Origin of the sequence: Pseudoalteromonas sp. BDTF-M6 (assembly GCF_018334135.1) — a bacterium.
In the GTDB taxonomy this organism is placed as follows: domain Bacteria; phylum Pseudomonadota; class Gammaproteobacteria; order Enterobacterales; family Alteromonadaceae; genus Pseudoalteromonas.
The window spans coordinates 70,383-85,418 of sequence record NZ_JAGXTQ010000004.1; the positions used below are offsets into that span (position 1 = coordinate 70,383).

At 49.1% G+C, this 15,036-nt stretch carries 18 protein-coding genes; 7 read left to right on the forward strand and 11 right to left on the reverse strand.

Annotated elements, in window-relative coordinates; translation table 11 throughout:
- The first annotated feature begins 97 nt into the window (after positions 1-97).
- Genes KD147_RS10185 through KD147_RS10200 form a run of 4 tightly spaced genes read left to right on the forward strand, consistent with a single transcriptional unit; the run spans position 98 to position 2,654 of the window.
- Positions 98-466: a PilZ domain-containing protein gene (locus tag KD147_RS10185; protein WP_212547777.1), complete on the forward strand. Its 369-nt coding sequence runs from the start codon at positions 98-100 to the stop codon at positions 464-466.
- A 25-nt stretch (positions 467-491) separates the two neighbouring features.
- Complete coding sequence (locus tag KD147_RS10190; RefSeq protein ID WP_105188148.1) at positions 492-896, forward strand: DUF350 domain-containing protein; 405 nt, start codon at positions 492-494, stop codon at positions 894-896.
- A gap of 12 nt (positions 897-908) precedes the next feature.
- Positions 909-1,496 (forward strand): DUF1190 domain-containing protein, encoded by a 588-nt coding sequence (locus tag KD147_RS10195; protein WP_212547778.1) that lies wholly within the window; start codon positions 909-911, stop codon positions 1,494-1,496.
- Positions 1,497-2,654, forward strand: coding sequence for a glutathionylspermidine synthase family protein (locus KD147_RS10200; protein WP_212547779.1), 1,158 nt, complete (start codon positions 1,497-1,499; stop codon positions 2,652-2,654). It abuts the gene before it with no gap.
- A 48-nt stretch (positions 2,655-2,702) separates the two neighbouring features.
- Here KD147_RS10200 and nqrM read toward each other — a convergent pair whose 3' ends face one another.
- The 11 genes from nqrM to KD147_RS10255 all read right to left on the reverse strand — a co-directional run bounded on the left by nqrM (position 2,703) and on the right by KD147_RS10255 (position 12,534).
- Positions 2,703-2,915, reverse strand: coding sequence for a (Na+)-NQR maturation NqrM (gene nqrM, locus KD147_RS10205; protein ID WP_105199703.1), 213 nt, complete (start codon positions 2,913-2,915; stop codon positions 2,703-2,705).
- Between the two features lie 75 nt (positions 2,916-2,990).
- Positions 2,991-4,022, reverse strand: coding sequence for an FAD:protein FMN transferase (locus tag KD147_RS10210; protein ID WP_442792669.1), 1,032 nt, complete (start codon positions 4,020-4,022; stop codon positions 2,991-2,993).
- Between the two features lie 89 nt (positions 4,023-4,111).
- On the reverse strand, positions 4,112-5,338 hold the full coding sequence (nqrF, locus tag KD147_RS10215) for an NADH:ubiquinone reductase (Na(+)-transporting) subunit F (RefSeq protein WP_212547780.1): 1,227 nt from the start codon (positions 5,336-5,338) through the stop codon (positions 4,112-4,114).
- Between the two features lie 17 nt (positions 5,339-5,355).
- The gene (gene nqrE, locus KD147_RS10220) at positions 5,356-5,964 is read right to left on the reverse strand and encodes an NADH:ubiquinone reductase (Na(+)-transporting) subunit E (protein WP_105188154.1); all 609 of its coding nucleotides are present in this window, start codon (positions 5,962-5,964) and stop codon (positions 5,356-5,358) included.
- A 10-nt stretch (positions 5,965-5,974) separates the two neighbouring features.
- Positions 5,975-6,604: an NADH:ubiquinone reductase (Na(+)-transporting) subunit D gene (locus tag KD147_RS10225; RefSeq protein WP_105199699.1), complete on the reverse strand. Its 630-nt coding sequence runs from the start codon at positions 6,602-6,604 to the stop codon at positions 5,975-5,977.
- A complete protein-coding gene (locus KD147_RS10230; RefSeq protein ID WP_212547781.1) occupies positions 6,604-7,371 on the reverse strand; it encodes a Na(+)-translocating NADH-quinone reductase subunit C in 768 nt (255 codons plus the stop codon). Before KD147_RS10230 ends, KD147_RS10225 begins: the two co-directional genes overlap by 1 nt.
- Positions 7,364-8,563: an NADH:ubiquinone reductase (Na(+)-transporting) subunit B gene (locus tag KD147_RS10235; protein WP_212547782.1), complete on the reverse strand. Its 1,200-nt coding sequence runs from the start codon at positions 8,561-8,563 to the stop codon at positions 7,364-7,366. The genes KD147_RS10230 and KD147_RS10235 overlap by 8 nt, the downstream gene beginning before the upstream one ends.
- 1 nt (position 8,564) lies before the next feature.
- The gene (locus KD147_RS10240; protein WP_212547783.1) at positions 8,565-9,908 is read right to left on the reverse strand and encodes a Na(+)-translocating NADH-quinone reductase subunit A; all 1,344 of its coding nucleotides are present in this window, start codon (positions 9,906-9,908) and stop codon (positions 8,565-8,567) included.
- A 437-nt stretch (positions 9,909-10,345) separates the two neighbouring features.
- Positions 10,346-11,536, reverse strand: a complete 1,191-nt coding sequence (gene fabV / locus KD147_RS10245; RefSeq protein ID WP_212547784.1) for an enoyl-ACP reductase FabV — start codon at positions 11,534-11,536, stop codon at positions 10,346-10,348.
- An 87-nt stretch (positions 11,537-11,623) separates the two neighbouring features.
- A complete protein-coding gene (locus KD147_RS10250; RefSeq protein ID WP_212547785.1) occupies positions 11,624-11,938 on the reverse strand; it encodes a BolA family protein in 315 nt (104 codons plus the stop codon).
- 35 nt (positions 11,939-11,973) lie between these two features.
- The gene (locus KD147_RS10255; RefSeq protein ID WP_502710229.1) at positions 11,974-12,534 is read right to left on the reverse strand and encodes an alpha-ketoglutarate-dependent dioxygenase AlkB family protein; all 561 of its coding nucleotides are present in this window, start codon (positions 12,532-12,534) and stop codon (positions 11,974-11,976) included.
- Between the two features lie 125 nt (positions 12,535-12,659).
- Here KD147_RS10255 and KD147_RS10260 point away from each other — a divergent pair, with 125 nt between their 5' ends.
- The 3 genes from KD147_RS10260 to KD147_RS10270 are packed head-to-tail and all read left to right on the forward strand — an operon-like array spanning position 12,660 to position 14,997.
- Positions 12,660-13,796 (forward strand): methyltransferase, encoded by a 1,137-nt coding sequence (locus KD147_RS10260; protein WP_212547787.1) that lies wholly within the window; start codon positions 12,660-12,662, stop codon positions 13,794-13,796.
- A gap of 2 nt (positions 13,797-13,798) precedes the next feature.
- A complete protein-coding gene (locus KD147_RS10265; protein WP_212547788.1) occupies positions 13,799-14,371 on the forward strand; it encodes a YajG family lipoprotein in 573 nt (190 codons plus the stop codon).
- Entirely contained in the window at positions 14,368-14,997 is a 630-nt protein-coding gene (locus KD147_RS10270) for a peptidylprolyl isomerase (RefSeq protein ID WP_212547789.1), read from the forward strand. Before KD147_RS10265 ends, KD147_RS10270 begins: the two co-directional genes overlap by 4 nt.
- The last annotated feature ends 39 nt before the right edge of the window (positions 14,998-15,036 follow it).

A 15,036-nucleotide genomic window follows, 5' to 3' on the forward strand; every position in this document is an offset into this window, starting at 1 on the left:
AGCCCCAGCAATGGGGCTTTTTTGTGCTTAGGTCCCATAGACAAAATTACTCGGCGCCAGCTAAACTGAACAAATACCCTGCTTTTTAGGAATGCTTATGCACGAGCGTCGCCACTTTACCCGGGTGCTGTTTCACCGCCCAGCCCTAGTTACCGACCATCAAGAACACTATCACTGCCAATTACTCGACCTCTCTCTCAAAGGTGCCCTGATCAGCCACCCGGAGAACTTCCACCCCGCCCCTGGGGCAGAACTGCGGCTGAGCTTTACCCTCGCCGACACGGATATCGACATTCAGATGAATACCGAAGTCGCGCATATCGAACAGCAGCATATAGGTTTACGCTGTACTCTCATTGACTTAGACAGCGCCACTCATCTCAAACGTCTTATTGAACTTAACGTTGGGGATGATAAGCTATTGCACCGAGAGCTGGTACAGCTGGCCTCGGTGGAACAACAATAAAATAGACTCAGTGAGAGCAGCAATTATGATCATGGAATCCATGCAAGGGTTTATTCCCTTTTTGATGTATTTTGGCCTTGGCTACCTGTTGGTTTTGGCGTTTTTGTTTTTATATACCCTAGTCACCCCCCACTGTGAGTGGACCCTGATGAAGGAAAACAATGCCGCCGCCGCAACCGCCTTTAGCGGTGCCTTTATTGGCTTTACCCTACCGGTTGCCAGTGCCGCCGTGAACTCGGTATCCATTATTGACTTCGCCATCTGGGGTGTCATTGCCGGTGTCATGCAGCTTATTACCTTTTTCTTAGTGCGCCTTTATATGCCTAAATTATCGGAGAAAATTGCCGACGGTCATATGAGCGCCGGTGCCTTCTTAGGTATTGCGTCACTTGCGACCGGGATCCTTAACGCTGCTTGTATTACCTACTAAGGAGCAGTGATAATGAAAAGGACTAATAAGTTAAAACTGACCCTGATGCTTGGCGCCACGGCAGGACTCAGTGGCTGTGGCGATCCGGACGAGTCGGCCTTGCTCTTTAGCGATGCCGACGACTGCATGAGCTTTGGTGTTGAGCAGGACGTGTGTCAGGCACAATACCAGGAAGCCCTTGCAAATCATGCCATTGAAGCACCAAAGTACGTCAACGAAGGCCTCTGCGAGAATGACTTTGGCTTTGACCAATGCGAGCAGGAAGGCAGTATCTGGCGCCCCATTATGGCCGGCTTTATGATAGCCGCGGTGGCCGAGGCGGTCGATGAAGGCCTCGACCTGATGAAAAAGAAAAAACGTAAAAAATACGCCTATCTGGGTGGCGGCTACTACTCGGGCGCCAAGCCCCTGTACCGCTCACGCGATGACTTTTTCAGTTTTCGTAACGCCAACAACGACTATATCGGCTCGGTGAATAATCGCGGCACCACCATGGTGAAAAAATCTAAAATCCACTATACCAGCAAGCCAAAATCGGTCACCCGCTCACGCGGTGGCTTTGGTCGCCGTGCCGCATCACGCAGCAGCTTTGGTGGTTAGATGTTTCGCCAACCCATCACTGAGCGGCCAGACCTGGCCGCTCAGGCCGCTTACTTCGGCTTCGAGTTCTGTAATATCGATGGCGAAAAATACTGGGACGAAAGCGCCTACTATCAATTTACCCTGAAGCAAATTGAAAACGACCTGGAAGACCCGACCAACGAACTGGAGCAAATGTGCCTGGAATTGGTCGACAAGGTGGTTCGAGACGAATACTGGTTAAAGAAATTCGCCCTGCCCGAGCGTTTTTGGGATCTGATAGCCACAAGCTGGCACAATAAAGAACCCAGCCTCTATGGCCGCATGGATTTTAGTTACCACGGCACAGGCCCGGCTAAACTGCTGGAATACAATGCCGACACCCCCACCTCCATTTATGAGGCCGGCTTTTTCCAATGGTTGTGGCTGGAACAACAGGTGGACAGAGGCGTGTTGCCAAGGCGTGCCGATCAGTTCAATAGCATTCAAGAAGCGCTGATCAACCGCTTCAACCATTTTAGTAGCCAGGATGCCATCCACTTTGCCCACAGCCGCGACTCCATCGAGGACAAGGGCACAGTGGCATACCTACAGGACTGTGCCTATCAAGCCAGTATGCCGACGGTCAGGATGGCCGTGGAAGACATAGGTATCGATACCAAAGGCCAGCTCACCGATCTCGAAGACACGCCAATCGCCCAGTTGTTTAAGCTATACCCCTGGGAGGAGCTGTTTTTAGATGAATTCGGCCCCCAACTGTTAAGCTCGGACACCCTGTTTGTGGAGCCACCCTGGAAGGCCGTGCTCTCAAATAAGGCCATTTTGCCGCTGCTGTGGCAAATGTTCCCCGGCCACCCCAACTTACTGCCTAGCTATTTTGCCGGGGAGGAAGGTGATGGGCTTGAGCAGGGCTATGTCAGCAAACCCTTATTCAGCCGTGAGGGGGAAAACATCACCTGGGTACACCCCAGTAAGGGTCGTGTTCATCAAGGCGGCAGCTACGGCGGTGAAGGCTTTATTACCCAGGCCTTAGCGCCCCTGCCCGTGTTTGCCGGCAACCACACCTTGATCGGCTCCTGGGTGGTAGGTCATAAAAGCTGTGGCCTGACGATCCGCGAGGACAATGGCCCCATTACCAAGGACACTTCGCGCTTTGTACCCCATATTATTTTGGGCTAAATATCGGACACAAAAAAACCGCTTACTAAAGCGGTTTTTTTATCGACATTAAAGAATCTGATTCTCTTTCCAGGCCTGCTCTTTGGCCATGCGCTTTTTACGCTTGTCGCACGGGTCGTCGCAGTCACAGGCTTTTTCAATGCCTACAGAGCCCAGGCCACCACAGCTGCTGGCCATTGATTTGCGTTGAACGATAACACCCACCGCCATCGCCGCGATAATAATCAAAAGCAGACCAAAGGTAAGAAGAAATAGCTGCATTGTCTGTGCCCCTTAAAAATGACAATCAACGGCTGAGTCAGCCACGGGCGCTATTATACGCCCGCTTTAACCTGACTACAAATATGGCTTAAACGCCGGACTTGAATAGGTTTTTAAACCTTCTGGCGTTTTGCTGATCAAATACACGGGTAAGTTATTGGCCTCGGCATAGGCTTTGGCTCGCTCCGTACCCATTACCGTTAGCGCCGTCGCCAGGCCGTCGGCGGTCATGGCGCTGGGGTGTAACACGGTCACAGACACCAGGTCGTGCTTGATTGGCATACCGGTTTGCGGGTCGATCAGATGGGTGTATACCTCACCGTCCATCTCGTAGAAAATACGATAATCACCGGATGTGGCCACACCTATAGAGCCTAATTCAAGTGCGCGATGCATTTTGCGTTCACCCCTAGGCGCATCCGGCTGCTCAATGGCAATCACCCAGGGCTTGTTACCGGGTTTTTGCCCGGCTATACGCATCTCGCCGCCAATCTCCACCATGTAGTTGGTGATGCCCTGCTGCTCAAGTAAGTCTGCCACCTTATCGATACCAAAGCCTTTAGCGGTCGCCGAAAAACTCAGCTCCAGGCCGTCTACCGACTTAGCTAAGCCCTGCTCATTGAGAATCAGCTTATCGACGCCGATATTGGCAATCATGGCATCGAGTTCGGCTTGCGTTGGTCTCTGCGTTGGGCGCTTATCCGGACCAAAGCCCCAGAGATCAATCAAGGGTCCCATGGTCACATCCAGGGTCTTGGTAGAGAAGCCCAAGCGAATTGACTCGGCCGTCACGGTGCGAAAGTCGGGGCTGATGGCCATCACCTCACCGGCTTTCAGGCGATTAAACTGGTTGATTTCCGAGTCGGGAATATAGGTCGACATGGACTGGTTTACGGCTTTTAAGGCCTGCTCTATGTCACCATGCAGGTTAAGAGTCGCCAACTGCTCGCCTGGGGCATAAAGCTTGATGTTATAGGTGGTGCCCATGGTTTTACCGTGCAGCAGTAACTCTTGCTGCTCGGGCTCACCGGCCTTATCACAGCCGCTTAGTAAACCCAGGGTAAGGGCAAAAAACACCAGGGTCATAACACGAAGAATAGGTTTCATCTGCAATACTCGCGTGAGAAAAAGAAAAGGCTCCCTAACCTTAGCTAGGAAGCCCTTATACCTAATGTTAACGACTATACATCGTTAAATTAGCCGCCGAAGTCATCCAGTAGGATGTTCTCGTCTTCAACACCTAAATCTTTAAGCATGTTGATAACGGCCGCATTCATCATCGGTGGTCCACACATGTAGAACTCACAATCTTCAGGCGCATCGTGGTCCTTCAGATAGTTGTCATACAATACGTTGTGGATAAAGCCAGTGTAACCTTCCCAGTTGTCCTCTGGTTGAGGATCTGAAAGAGCTACGTGCCATACGAAGTTATCGTTTTCAGCAGCTAGGCCGTCGAAATCTTCTACGTAGAACATTTCTCGCTTAGAACGTGCACCGTACCAGAAGCTCATCTTACGCTTAGAGTTAAGACGCTTAAGCTGGTCGAAAATGTGTGAACGCATCGGTGCCATACCTGCACCACCACCTACGAATACCATTTCTGCGTCTGTGTCTTTGGCGAAGAATTCACCGAATGGACCAGAAATAGTGACCTTGTCGCCTTCTTTCAGTGACCAGATGTACGAAGACATCTTACCGCAAGGCAGGCTTAGGTTGTTTGGCGGCGGAGTCGCAATACGTACGTTAAGCATGATGATGCCGAACTCTTCTGGGTAGTTAGCCATTGAGTACGCACGGATTGTTTCTTCGTCAACTTTTGACTCTAGGTTAAAGAAGCCAAAACGATCCCAGTCTGCACGATATTCTTCAGGAATATCGAAGTCAGCGTATTTAACATGGTGAGCAGGCGCTTCGATCTGAATGTAACCACCGGCACGGAAAGGTACAACCTCACCTTCAGGGATAGCTAGTTTCAGTTCTTTAATGAAGGTTGCCTTGTTATCGTTAGAGATAACAGAACATTCCCACTTCTTGATACCGAAGATAGACTCTTCAAGTTCAATTTCCATGTCGCCTTTAACGGCAACCTGACACGCAAGACGACAGCCATGACGGGCCTCACCTTTTGAGATGTGGTCAAGCTCGGTCGGTAGGATATCACCACCACCCGATTTCACATCTACGCGACACTGGCCACATGAGCCACCGCCACCACAAGCAGACGATACGAAAATACCGGCATCCGCTAGTGCACCAAGTAGCTTACTACCCGGTGAAGTTTTAATTGCTTTCTCAGGATCGCCATTGATCCCGATGGTGACGTCACCTGTGGGTACTAGCTTAGATTTAGCTGCGATAATAACTAAAACCAAGATAACCACGATAGCGACGAATACACCTACGCCTAAATATACCTCAAGCATGATTTCTCCTCGCTACCTTATAGTGAAATACCAGAGAATGACATAAAGCCAAGACCCATAAGACCTACGGTGATAAAGGTAATACCTAGACCACGTAGACCGTCTGGCACGTCTGAATACTTCATCTTCTCACGGATACCAGCAAGCAATGTGATTGCCAGTGCCCAACCTACACCTGAGCCCAGGCCGAAAACCACTGACTCACCGAAGTTGTAGTTACGCTCTACCATGAAGGATACTGCACCGAAAATCGCACAGTTTACCGTGATCAATGGTAGGAAGATGCCCAGCGCGTTGTATAGCGGCGGGAAGAACTTATCCAGAGCCATCTCTAGGATTTGTACTAGGGCAGCAATAACACCGATGAAGGTTAGGAAGCGTAGGAAGCTTAAGTCAGCTTCAGGGAAGCCTAACCACTCAAGTGCGCCTGGTGCCAATACCGCATGATAAACCACTTGGTTTACCGGTACCGCAATACCCAGTACGAAGATAACCGCAATACCTAGGCCTAGAGAGGTTTTTACTTTCTTAGATACAGCTAGGAAAGTACACATCCCCAAGAAGAAGGCAAGCGCAAGGTTTTCAATGAAAACCGCTTTAACAAATAAGTTAAGATACTGTTCCACAACTCGCCCCTTATTTCGCTTCTACTTGGTCTTTCTTATAAGTACGAAGTACCCAAATGAATAGACCGATGATGAAGAATGCACTTGGTGGAAGGATCAATAGACCCATAGGCTGGTACCAGCCACCGTTTTGCACCAGTGGAATGATTTCCACATCGAATAGTGAACCTTTACCGAATAGCTCACGAATGAAACCAACAGTCAGTAGTACTACCGAGTAGCCAAGACCGTTACCGATACCGTCTAGGAAAGACATCAGAGGCGGCGACTTCATTGCGTATGCTTCGGCACGACCCATTACGATACAGTTGGTAATGATTAGACCAACGAATACCGATAGCTCTTTTGCAGTGGCATAAGAGAAGGCCTGTAGCACCTGGTCAACCACGATTACCAATGAAGCGATAATCGTCATCTGTACGATGATACGAACGCTTGATGGGATCTGGTTACGGATCATCGAGATAAACAAGCTTGAGAATGCTGTTACCAAGGTCAATGCGATTGACATGATCAAGGCATTTTTCAAGCTTGAAGTAACCGCCAGCGCAGAACAAATACCTAGTACTTGCAGGGCGATTGGGTTATTGGCGAAGACAGGTCCAAATAGAACCGACTTCATTTCTTTAGTATCAGCCATTATTTCAACGCTCCTTCACGTACTTTCGCAAGGAAAGGACCAAAGCCATGATCGCCAGTCCAATAGTCAACCGTGTTATCAACACCGTTTGACGTCAGTGTTGCACCAGATAGACCATCAACTTGGTGAGCATTCTTGGCGCCGTTTTTCACTAGGTCAACAGGCAGCTCTTTTTCTTTCCACTGTGCAGTCCAAGTTGGGTTTTGGATTTCACCACCCAGACCTGGCGTTTCATTGTGCTTGTAGAAGATGATGTTTTTAACAGTTTCACCGTCGTTTTCTAGCGCTAGGAAACCGTACATTACACCCCAAAGACCGTAGCCCTGGATAGGTAGAATGATAGAGTTTACTGAGCCATCTTCGGCGCGGCTAATGTATACCGGCGCTTCAGTAGTACGACGTTGAATACCCGCTTTATCTTGATCTTTAGTTAGCTTGATGCTCATTGCCGCATCGAACTTACTTTTCTCAAAATCGTAGGCTTTAATCCAAGCGCTGCGAGCGTCTTCGTTGTCAAACTGCACCTGTTGGCCATTTTCAACATTTACAACCAGGGTTTCGATGTTTTCATCGAACGTAGATTGAATGTTTTTAACGCCGTCAAAACCAGCTGCGGCTAGGATATTGCTTTGAATATCTTTAAGCTTGTTTTCTTGCTGTAGTGGACGCAATTGTACTGATGCAACCGATACGATAACCGCACACACCAAACACAACGACACTACTACACCAAGCGTTTTACCGATTGATTCGTTATTACTAGCCACGTGCCAATCTCCTCTTGATGTTTGACTGCGCTACGAAGTGGTCGAATAGCGGCGCGAATAAGTTAGCAAACAGGATTGCTAGCATCATGCCTTCTGGGTACGCCGGGTTCACTACGCGGATCATTACCACCATGAAACCGATTAACGCACCGTATGCCCACTTACCTTTATCAGTGAATGACGCTGAAACCGGATCGGTTGCCATAAAGAACATACCGAACGCGAAACCACCTAGCACCAGGTGCCAATGCCAAGGCATAGCGAATGCTGCGTTAGTTTCAGAACCGACGAAGTTAAGTAGCATTGCCGTTACCACCATACCTAGGAAAGTACCTAGTACGATGCGCCACGAAGCAATACGCACATAAATAAGGAATAAACCACCGATAGCGATAGCCAGTGTCGAGGTCTCACCTACAGAACCTTGAATGAAGCCGTAGAAAGCGTTCAACCAAAGATCCATGTTGGCATAATCCAGTGCACCAGTAGCCGCTTGGCCTAGGTAAGTTGCACCAGAGAAACCGTCAACCGCTGTCCATACCGTGTCACCTGAAATCTGCGCAGGGTATGCGAAGAATAGGAAAGCACGACCCGCTAGTGCCGGGTTTAGGAAGTTACGGCCAGTACCACCGAATACCTCTTTCGCAATGACAACACCGAAGGTAATACCTAGGGCTACTTGCCAAAGTGGAATAGTCGCCGGCAGGATTAGCGCGAAAAGAACAGAAGTTACAAAGAAACCTTCGTTTACTTCGTGCTTACGAACCGAGGCGAATATCACTTCCCAGAAACCACCCACGATAAAGGTCGTGGCGTAGATAGGTAGGAAGAAACAGGCGCCGTAGAACATCTTCGCACCCCAACCCGACTCAGCGGTTAGTTCACCACCGAACAGTTGGAATAAAGCTACTTGCCATGAATCGCCAAGTGCAAAGCCGTTCGCTAGTGCGTCAGCCGCTTGGTGACCAATGTTGAACATGCCAAAGAACATGGCAGGGAACGTTGCCATCCACACTAAAATCATAATACGTTTTAGGTCGATGTTATCGCGAACGTGAGTACCGCCTTTGTTTACATAACCTGGGGTATAGAAAATAGTCGCAACTGCTTCATACAGGGCGTACCATTTTTCGTGTTTACCACCGGCTTCAAAATGCGGTTCGATATCTTCTAAAAATTTCTTCAAGCCCATTTTAGCCTTCCTTCTCGATTGTTGTCAGGCAGTCACGAAGGATTGAACCGTACTCGTATTTACCCGGACAAACGAAGGTACACAATGCTAAATCTTCTTCGTCTAGCTCCAATGCGCCAAGCGTAATTGCGCTGTCTAGATCACGTGAAATAAGGTCACGTAATAGTAGCGTAGGCAAAATGTCTAGCGGCATTACACGCTCATAGTTACCGATTGGTACCATGGCACGCTTTGAACCACCCGTAGAGGTAGTCATGTTGAATAGACGACTTGGTGCTAGGTGACCAAGGAAGGTACGCGTTACTGAGAACTTGTCGCTACCTGGCGCAATCCAACCAAATAGTTCTTTCTCACGGCCTTCAAGCAGTACCGACACTTGCGTGTGGTAGCGGCCAAGGAACGCGTGTGGACCGATGGCGTTAGTACCAGAAAGCACCGAACCAGAAATAACACGGTTGTCACCGTCTTCTAGCTCGCCCGCTACTAAATCGTCTAGTGCAGCACCCATGTGGGTCTTAACTAGGCGCGGGTTCTTAACGCGAGGACCGGCTAAAGAAATCACACGATCGGTGTAAATTTCGCCACTTAGGAAAAGGTGACCGAAAGCAATCACGTCCTGGTAGCTTAGGTGCCAAACCTGCTTAGCAGCAGATACTGGATCTAGGTGATGGATGTGAGTACCAACAAGACCAGCTGGGTGCTTACCACCAAACTCATGGACTTCAACAGAAGCAACCGATGAGCTAGGTACTTGCGCGCCTGCTTTCTTACATACGTACACTTTACCTTCGGTTAGGCGTGAAACCACGGCCAGACCGGCTTCGAAAGCGTCAGCATTTTCGGCAATCACAACCACTGGATCAGCGGCTAGCGGATTGGTGTCCATGGCAGTTACGAATACTGAGCTAGGCTTAGCATCTACCGCAGGAACTTTGCTGAAAGGACGAGTACGTAGTGCGGTCCATTGACCAGACTTAACAAGTTGATCGACAACTGTGTCGCGATCTAGGCTTGCTAATTGGCCTTGGTCGAACTTGGCAAACGTTTCTTGCTCAGTGCCATTGACTTCAATAACAACTGATTGCAGTACACGTTTTGCACCACGATTGATTTCTTTAACTACCCCGGCGGCCGGTGCAGTGTAGATTACGCCAGGATTCTTTTTATCTTCAAAAAGAACTTGGCCTTTCTTGACTTGGTCATCCACACGAACTCGCATGGTTGGACGCATGCCGATGTATTCTTCACCTAGCACAGCTACTCGTTTAACGGGTTGACCGTCATGAATAACTTGCTGAGGTGCGCCCTCTATCGGTAGATCCAGACCTTTTTTTATGTTGATCATACGCACTTGCATTACATTAAAGGAAAGAAACTTAAAATCTTACCAACCACGCTGCTTAGCATCGGCCGACTGGCGCCAACCCGCGTTGTCAATGTAAGGCCGATTTCCCCTTTGCGATGCAAAAAACATCAAAAATGAGCAATCAACAACCTACATCATTAATACAAACGGTATAAAAGAGCACCTATGTCGGTCAGTGTTCCAAGCAACGCAGCGAACTTGTCACATATCTGCCGAATTTTAACATCATTCACGGCGACTATGCGAGTTAAAAAGTAAAAATTATCCACGGATCCCTGGTGCTCTCGAATGAATAAACTTCAATATAGACCAAAGTCTTAATTTCGCGTGTTCATTTGTAACTAATTACTTAGTAGCACCACCGGGATACAAAAAAGCCAGTCTTGAGACTGGCTTTTTTAGCAGATACAACCCAATTAAAGCAGGTTGTTGATGGCTACGTCCGGGTTTACATCCGCGTCATAGTCAACGCCGGCTAAATCAAAGCCGAATAGGTGTAAGAACTCTTTGTGGTAACCCACGTAGTCGGTTAGCTCGTCGATGGTATCGGTATCAACCGTATCCCAAATTTTCTGGATGCGCTGTTGCACGTCATCTTCAAGCTCTTTGTAGTTTTGGAACAGGTGACCGCCGTCATCAAAGCGTGGCGTTTCACCGTATAGGTTTTCTTTGAATAGCGCTGTAATTTGCTCGATCGTGCCCTCATAGGTACCGTCTGCCTTCATCACTTTGAATAGTGCTGAAATGTACAGTGGCATAATTGGAATGGCCGAGCTTGCCTGCGTCACTACTGCGTTTAGTGAACTTACATAAGCTTCGCCAGACAGGGCTGCGGTCGATGCTTTGATCTCTTGTGCCGCACGGTCCAGGTCTTCTTTGGCTTTACCGATAGTCGCATGACCATAGATTGGCCAGGTCAGCTCTTTACCAATATAGGTATAAGCGGTTGTTTTGAAGTTATCGGCTAATACGCCCGCTTCGTTAAGAGCATCGATCCATAGCTGCCAGTCTTCACCACCCATCACTTTAACTGTGTTGGCGATTTCTTCTTCGCTGGCCGCTTCAACGCTCACTTCGTCGATAACACGCTTTGAGGTATTCAGGTTCTTAGTCGTTACACTCTCGCCGATAGGCTTAAGCGTTGACGAGTAAGTTTCACCGGTTTTCGGGTCGGTACGACGCGGTGATGCCAGTGAATAGATAACCAGGTCAACTTTACCCAGTTCATTCTTAATGGTGTCGATGGTTTGTGCTTTGATCTCATCAGAGAAGGCATCACCATTGATGTTCTTAGCCCAGATACCGGCTTCATCGGCTGCCTGTTGGAAAGCGGCGGTATTGTACCAACCTGCTGATGCTGTCTTTTTCTCGGTACCTGGCTTTTCAAAGAACACGCCCAGTGTTTTTGCGCCATGGCCAAAGGCCGATACGATACGAGATGCTAGGCCGTAACCTGTTGATGAACCAATAACCAAAACATTTTTTGGACCCTGGCCCAAGTCACCTTGGCTTTTTACATATTCTATTTGTTGTTGTACATGTGCCGCACAGCCTGCAGGGTGTGCGTTGGTGCAGATAAATCCACGGATTTTAGGCTTAATGACCATGATAAAATTCCATATCGTTGCCGAAAAATTAGCGCTAGTGTAGCGACTATTCTCCACTACACAGGTCTGATGACTCGCGCCGAGTGTTTAATTATCAAATTTAGAACCACCTAAACAGCGCGGCGACTCTGGGGCTTGCCCTTGCTTTTCGCTGAACTCTTCAGGGGTATAGGCATGAATAGCCAGCGCATGAATGTGCTCGCGCAGCTCCTCGGCCAAAATTTCGTTAATGGTGCGGTGACGTTGCAACAGCCGCTGACCGGCAAATTGCTCGCTGACTACCACCACCTTAAAGTGTGATTCGCTGCCGCGGGCATGCATATGGCTTTCATTTTCAACCCGCAGGTGTTTGCAGGGGAGCCCTGCACTGAGCTTTTGCTCGATACGCGTTTGCATAGACATAAATAACGTACCTGCCAAATAGTTAGGTGCCGCTACTATAGCAAAGTCGAATCAATGTGGCGAAAGGTTAAATTGATACGCCCCTGGGTGACCTTACGTTGCTTTGGCAGGCTATGGGCGTAGTAGCGCTGACTTTGCCCCTTCATTATTAGCAAGCTGCCATTGATCAAGGCCAGGTCGGTCACCTCGCCACTGTCCCTACGGCGTAACTTAAACTTACGCAACGCCCCCAAGGACAAAGATGCTATCACCGGCTCGGGCCCCAACTCGGGCTCATCGTCACTGTGCCAGCCCATGCAATCGAGGCCATGGCGATAGTAATTAATCAACACCGCATTAAAGTGACACCCCAAGGCGTGATTCAGTCGCTGGCGCATGGCATCAAGCTCAGGCAACCAGGGCACAGGCTCAAAGCGCTGCTGGGAATATTCATAGGCACTGTCGGCATCACCCATATAAACCTGTAAGCGAGGAATAGGGTGCCACTTGCCAAACACTTGAATGCTAGGTTGCTGCCAGGGTAAATTGTCACGTAAATGGGTAAACAAGCGCTGTGCCTTAACCTCATCAAGGGCCTGAGGCTGATAGCTAAACATGCCTGCTGGCAAGCTCGCCGGTAAGCCAGTCGGTAGCAAAGAGGCCAATTTGCCGCTGTTTTGGGGGTGGGTGTTGGCACGCATCGTGATAAACTAGCGCCATTGTCAGTTAAACCTAAGTGCTCATGATAACATCAGCTCAACTAGGTGGTAATACCTACCACTTACATCGCTTGCCTTTACAACAGAAAAACCGCAGCCTGCAGGCGTGGGACGCGGCCGATGAATACCTTATCGACTATATTAACGAGCATCATACTGATGCCAAGCGCTTGCTGATCCTCAATGATGACTTCGGTGCCCTGGCCTGTGCCTTTAATCAATTAACTTCAGATTCAGTTAGTGATTCGTACATTGCTATGCAAGCATGGCAGCATAATCTGAAAGAAAATAACTTGAATACCGCGCAACTTACGCCGCTAACCAGCCTTGAGCCACTTGCCGACGATTACGATCTGGTGATCGGCAAAATACCGAAAAACAGCGGTTACCTTCAGCATCAATTGGCGCAACTGTCGCACACACTGAAACCGGGGACCCCTGTGGTCCTCGCGGGTAAGACCAAAGCCATTCATACCTCGACCATTAATTTGGTGGAGCGTTATATCGGTCCCGCCAGCACCACCTTGGCGCAAAAAAAGGCGCGCTTGATCACCGCCAATATGCATAATAAGGCGCAGCAAAGCCCGTTTCCCAAACGCTGGCAACTTGAAGGCAGCGACTTCACCTTGGTCAATCATGCCAATGTCTTTTCCCGTGACTCACTGGATATCGGTGCGCGTTTTTTCAGTAATTACCTGCCACAGTCGAAAAAGCCAATTCGCATTATCGACCTTGGCTGCGGCAATGGCGTAATAGGCCTGCAAACCCTGCTAAAATGCCTCGAAGCGCAGGTGACCTTTGTCGATGAGTCGGCCATGGCGGTGGCCTCGGCACGCCAAACCATCCTAGAGAACCTGCCCGATGAACTGCATCGCTGTGAGTTTATTCATAACGATTGTCTGTCTGGCTTTGCCGCCCAAGGCTATGACCTGGTGCTCTGTAACCCGCCCTTCCATCAGCAAAATGCGGTGACCGACCACATCGCCTGGCAGATGTTTAACGACGCCAAAAAAGTATTGCGTCCCGGCGGTGAGCTTCGTATCGTAGGCAACCGACACCTTGATTACCATGAAAAACTAAAGCGCTTATTCGGCGGCTCCAAGCTCCTTGGCTCAAACAAGAAGTTTGTCGTGCTAAGCGCAAAAAAAGTAATAGGATAATTATGTTTAACCGTTTTTCACTGCTGGCCATTCTTGCTTTGAGTACGGCACTTACAGGATGTAGCAACCGTTCGGCACAGGCCATCTTGGACCCGTTCTACCAAAGCGGCCAGCTTACCAGCTATAACCAGACGCTATCGCTCCAGGTGATTGACCAAAGAGCGAAAGCACCGACCATCTCCATCGCCCAGGGCGATAAGCGTTATTTAATGTCCACCCCGGATTTAAATAACAAGATGCAACAGGTCTTTACCCAGGCACTGCAGGCCAATGGCGCCCATATCAGTGCCATGGCCAGCACCCAGATGCAGGTGGCAATTCACACCTTAAACGCCACCGTGATGCAAAATACCGTGGACCACTACAGTGAGGCGCAAATCGCCCTGCAGGTGTTCGTCGAGCGTAATGGTAGTCAGTTCAATAAAATGTATAATGGCCAAAGCCAGTTTCGCGGCCCCTTTGGCTATGATCAGGCCAAGGTCGAGGCGCAACTAAATAAACTAATCGAACAGCTTGTGGCACGCATTATGAGCGACCCCGAGCTTAACTCATATATGCAAAAGGGAGCGATATGAACACTCGCCTCATCAGTGCCTTTTTTACCCTATGCTTATTGCTGACGCCGCTGGCGCACGCGGCGGTGCAGGGTGAATTTGTGCAAAAGAGCAATTTATTTCCCCGCGTTGAATTTACGACCAGTTTAGGCAAGATCGTTGTTGAGCTCGATCGCTCACGCGCGCCGCTGACGGTGAATAACTTTCTGACCTATGTACAAGACGGCAGCTACAAGGGCTCGGTATTTCATCGTGTTGAGCGCGATGAAGAAAACGAACGCGATTTTGTGATCCAAGGCGGCGGCTACGACAAAGACTATGACGGCCTGCATGAAAATGACCCCATTTTCAACGAAAGCGGCAGCGGCCTTAAAAATGATATGTACACCATTGCCATGGCCTATCAAGACCGCAAACCACACTCGGCCACACGCCAGTTTTTCTTCAACATGGATAACAATGACCACCTTAACCCGGGCAGCGACTGGGGTTTTTCGGTATTCGGTTCCGTGGTAGAAGGCTTTGAAACCTTGGATAAAATCATGCGTGTTGAAACCGATTACCAAGAAAAGATCGGCTACTCCTATGTGCCCAAGCAAGCGGTGATTATTTATGATATCAAGGTGCTAGAGGCACAGCCGTACTAACTCTATCAGGGCGAGTCTAATCGCCCTTTTTCTTCTCGC

Coding starts and splice junctions, on each gene's coding strand:
- KD147_RS10185 (WP_212547777.1), top strand. CDS start 98: ATGCACGAGCGTCGCCACTTTACCCGGGTGCTGTTTCACCGCCCAGCC.
- KD147_RS10190 (WP_105188148.1), top strand. CDS start 492: ATGATCATGGAATCCATGCAAGGGTTTATTCCCTTTTTGATGTATTTT.
- KD147_RS10195 (WP_212547778.1), top strand. CDS start 909: ATGAAAAGGACTAATAAGTTAAAACTGACCCTGATGCTTGGCGCCACG.
- KD147_RS10200 (WP_212547779.1), top strand. CDS start 1,497: ATGTTTCGCCAACCCATCACTGAGCGGCCAGACCTGGCCGCTCAGGCC.
- nqrM (WP_105199703.1), bottom strand. CDS start 2,915: ATGCAGCTATTTCTTCTTACCTTTGGTCTGCTTTTGATTATTATCGCG.
- KD147_RS10210 (WP_442792669.1), bottom strand. CDS start 4,022: ATGAAACCTATTCTTCGTGTTATGACCCTGGTGTTTTTTGCCCTTACC.
- nqrF (WP_212547780.1), bottom strand. CDS start 5,338: ATGCTTGAGGTATATTTAGGCGTAGGTGTATTCGTCGCTATCGTGGTT.
- KD147_RS10225 (WP_105199699.1), bottom strand. CDS start 6,604: ATGGCTGATACTAAAGAAATGAAGTCGGTTCTATTTGGACCTGTCTTC.
- KD147_RS10235 (WP_212547782.1), bottom strand. CDS start 8,563: ATGGGCTTGAAGAAATTTTTAGAAGATATCGAACCGCATTTTGAAGCC.
- KD147_RS10240 (WP_212547783.1), bottom strand. CDS start 9,908: ATGATCAACATAAAAAAAGGTCTGGATCTACCGATAGAGGGCGCACCT.
- fabV (WP_212547784.1), bottom strand. CDS start 11,536: ATGGTCATTAAGCCTAAAATCCGTGGATTTATCTGCACCAACGCACAC.
- KD147_RS10250 (WP_212547785.1), bottom strand. CDS start 11,938: ATGTCTATGCAAACGCGTATCGAGCAAAAGCTCAGTGCAGGGCTCCCC.
- KD147_RS10255 (WP_502710229.1), bottom strand. CDS start 12,534: ATGTTTAGCTATCAGCCTCAGGCCCTTGATGAGGTTAAGGCACAGCGC.
- KD147_RS10260 (WP_212547787.1), top strand. CDS start 12,660: ATGATAACATCAGCTCAACTAGGTGGTAATACCTACCACTTACATCGC.
- KD147_RS10265 (WP_212547788.1), top strand. CDS start 13,799: ATGTTTAACCGTTTTTCACTGCTGGCCATTCTTGCTTTGAGTACGGCA.
- KD147_RS10270 (WP_212547789.1), top strand. CDS start 14,368: ATGAACACTCGCCTCATCAGTGCCTTTTTTACCCTATGCTTATTGCTG.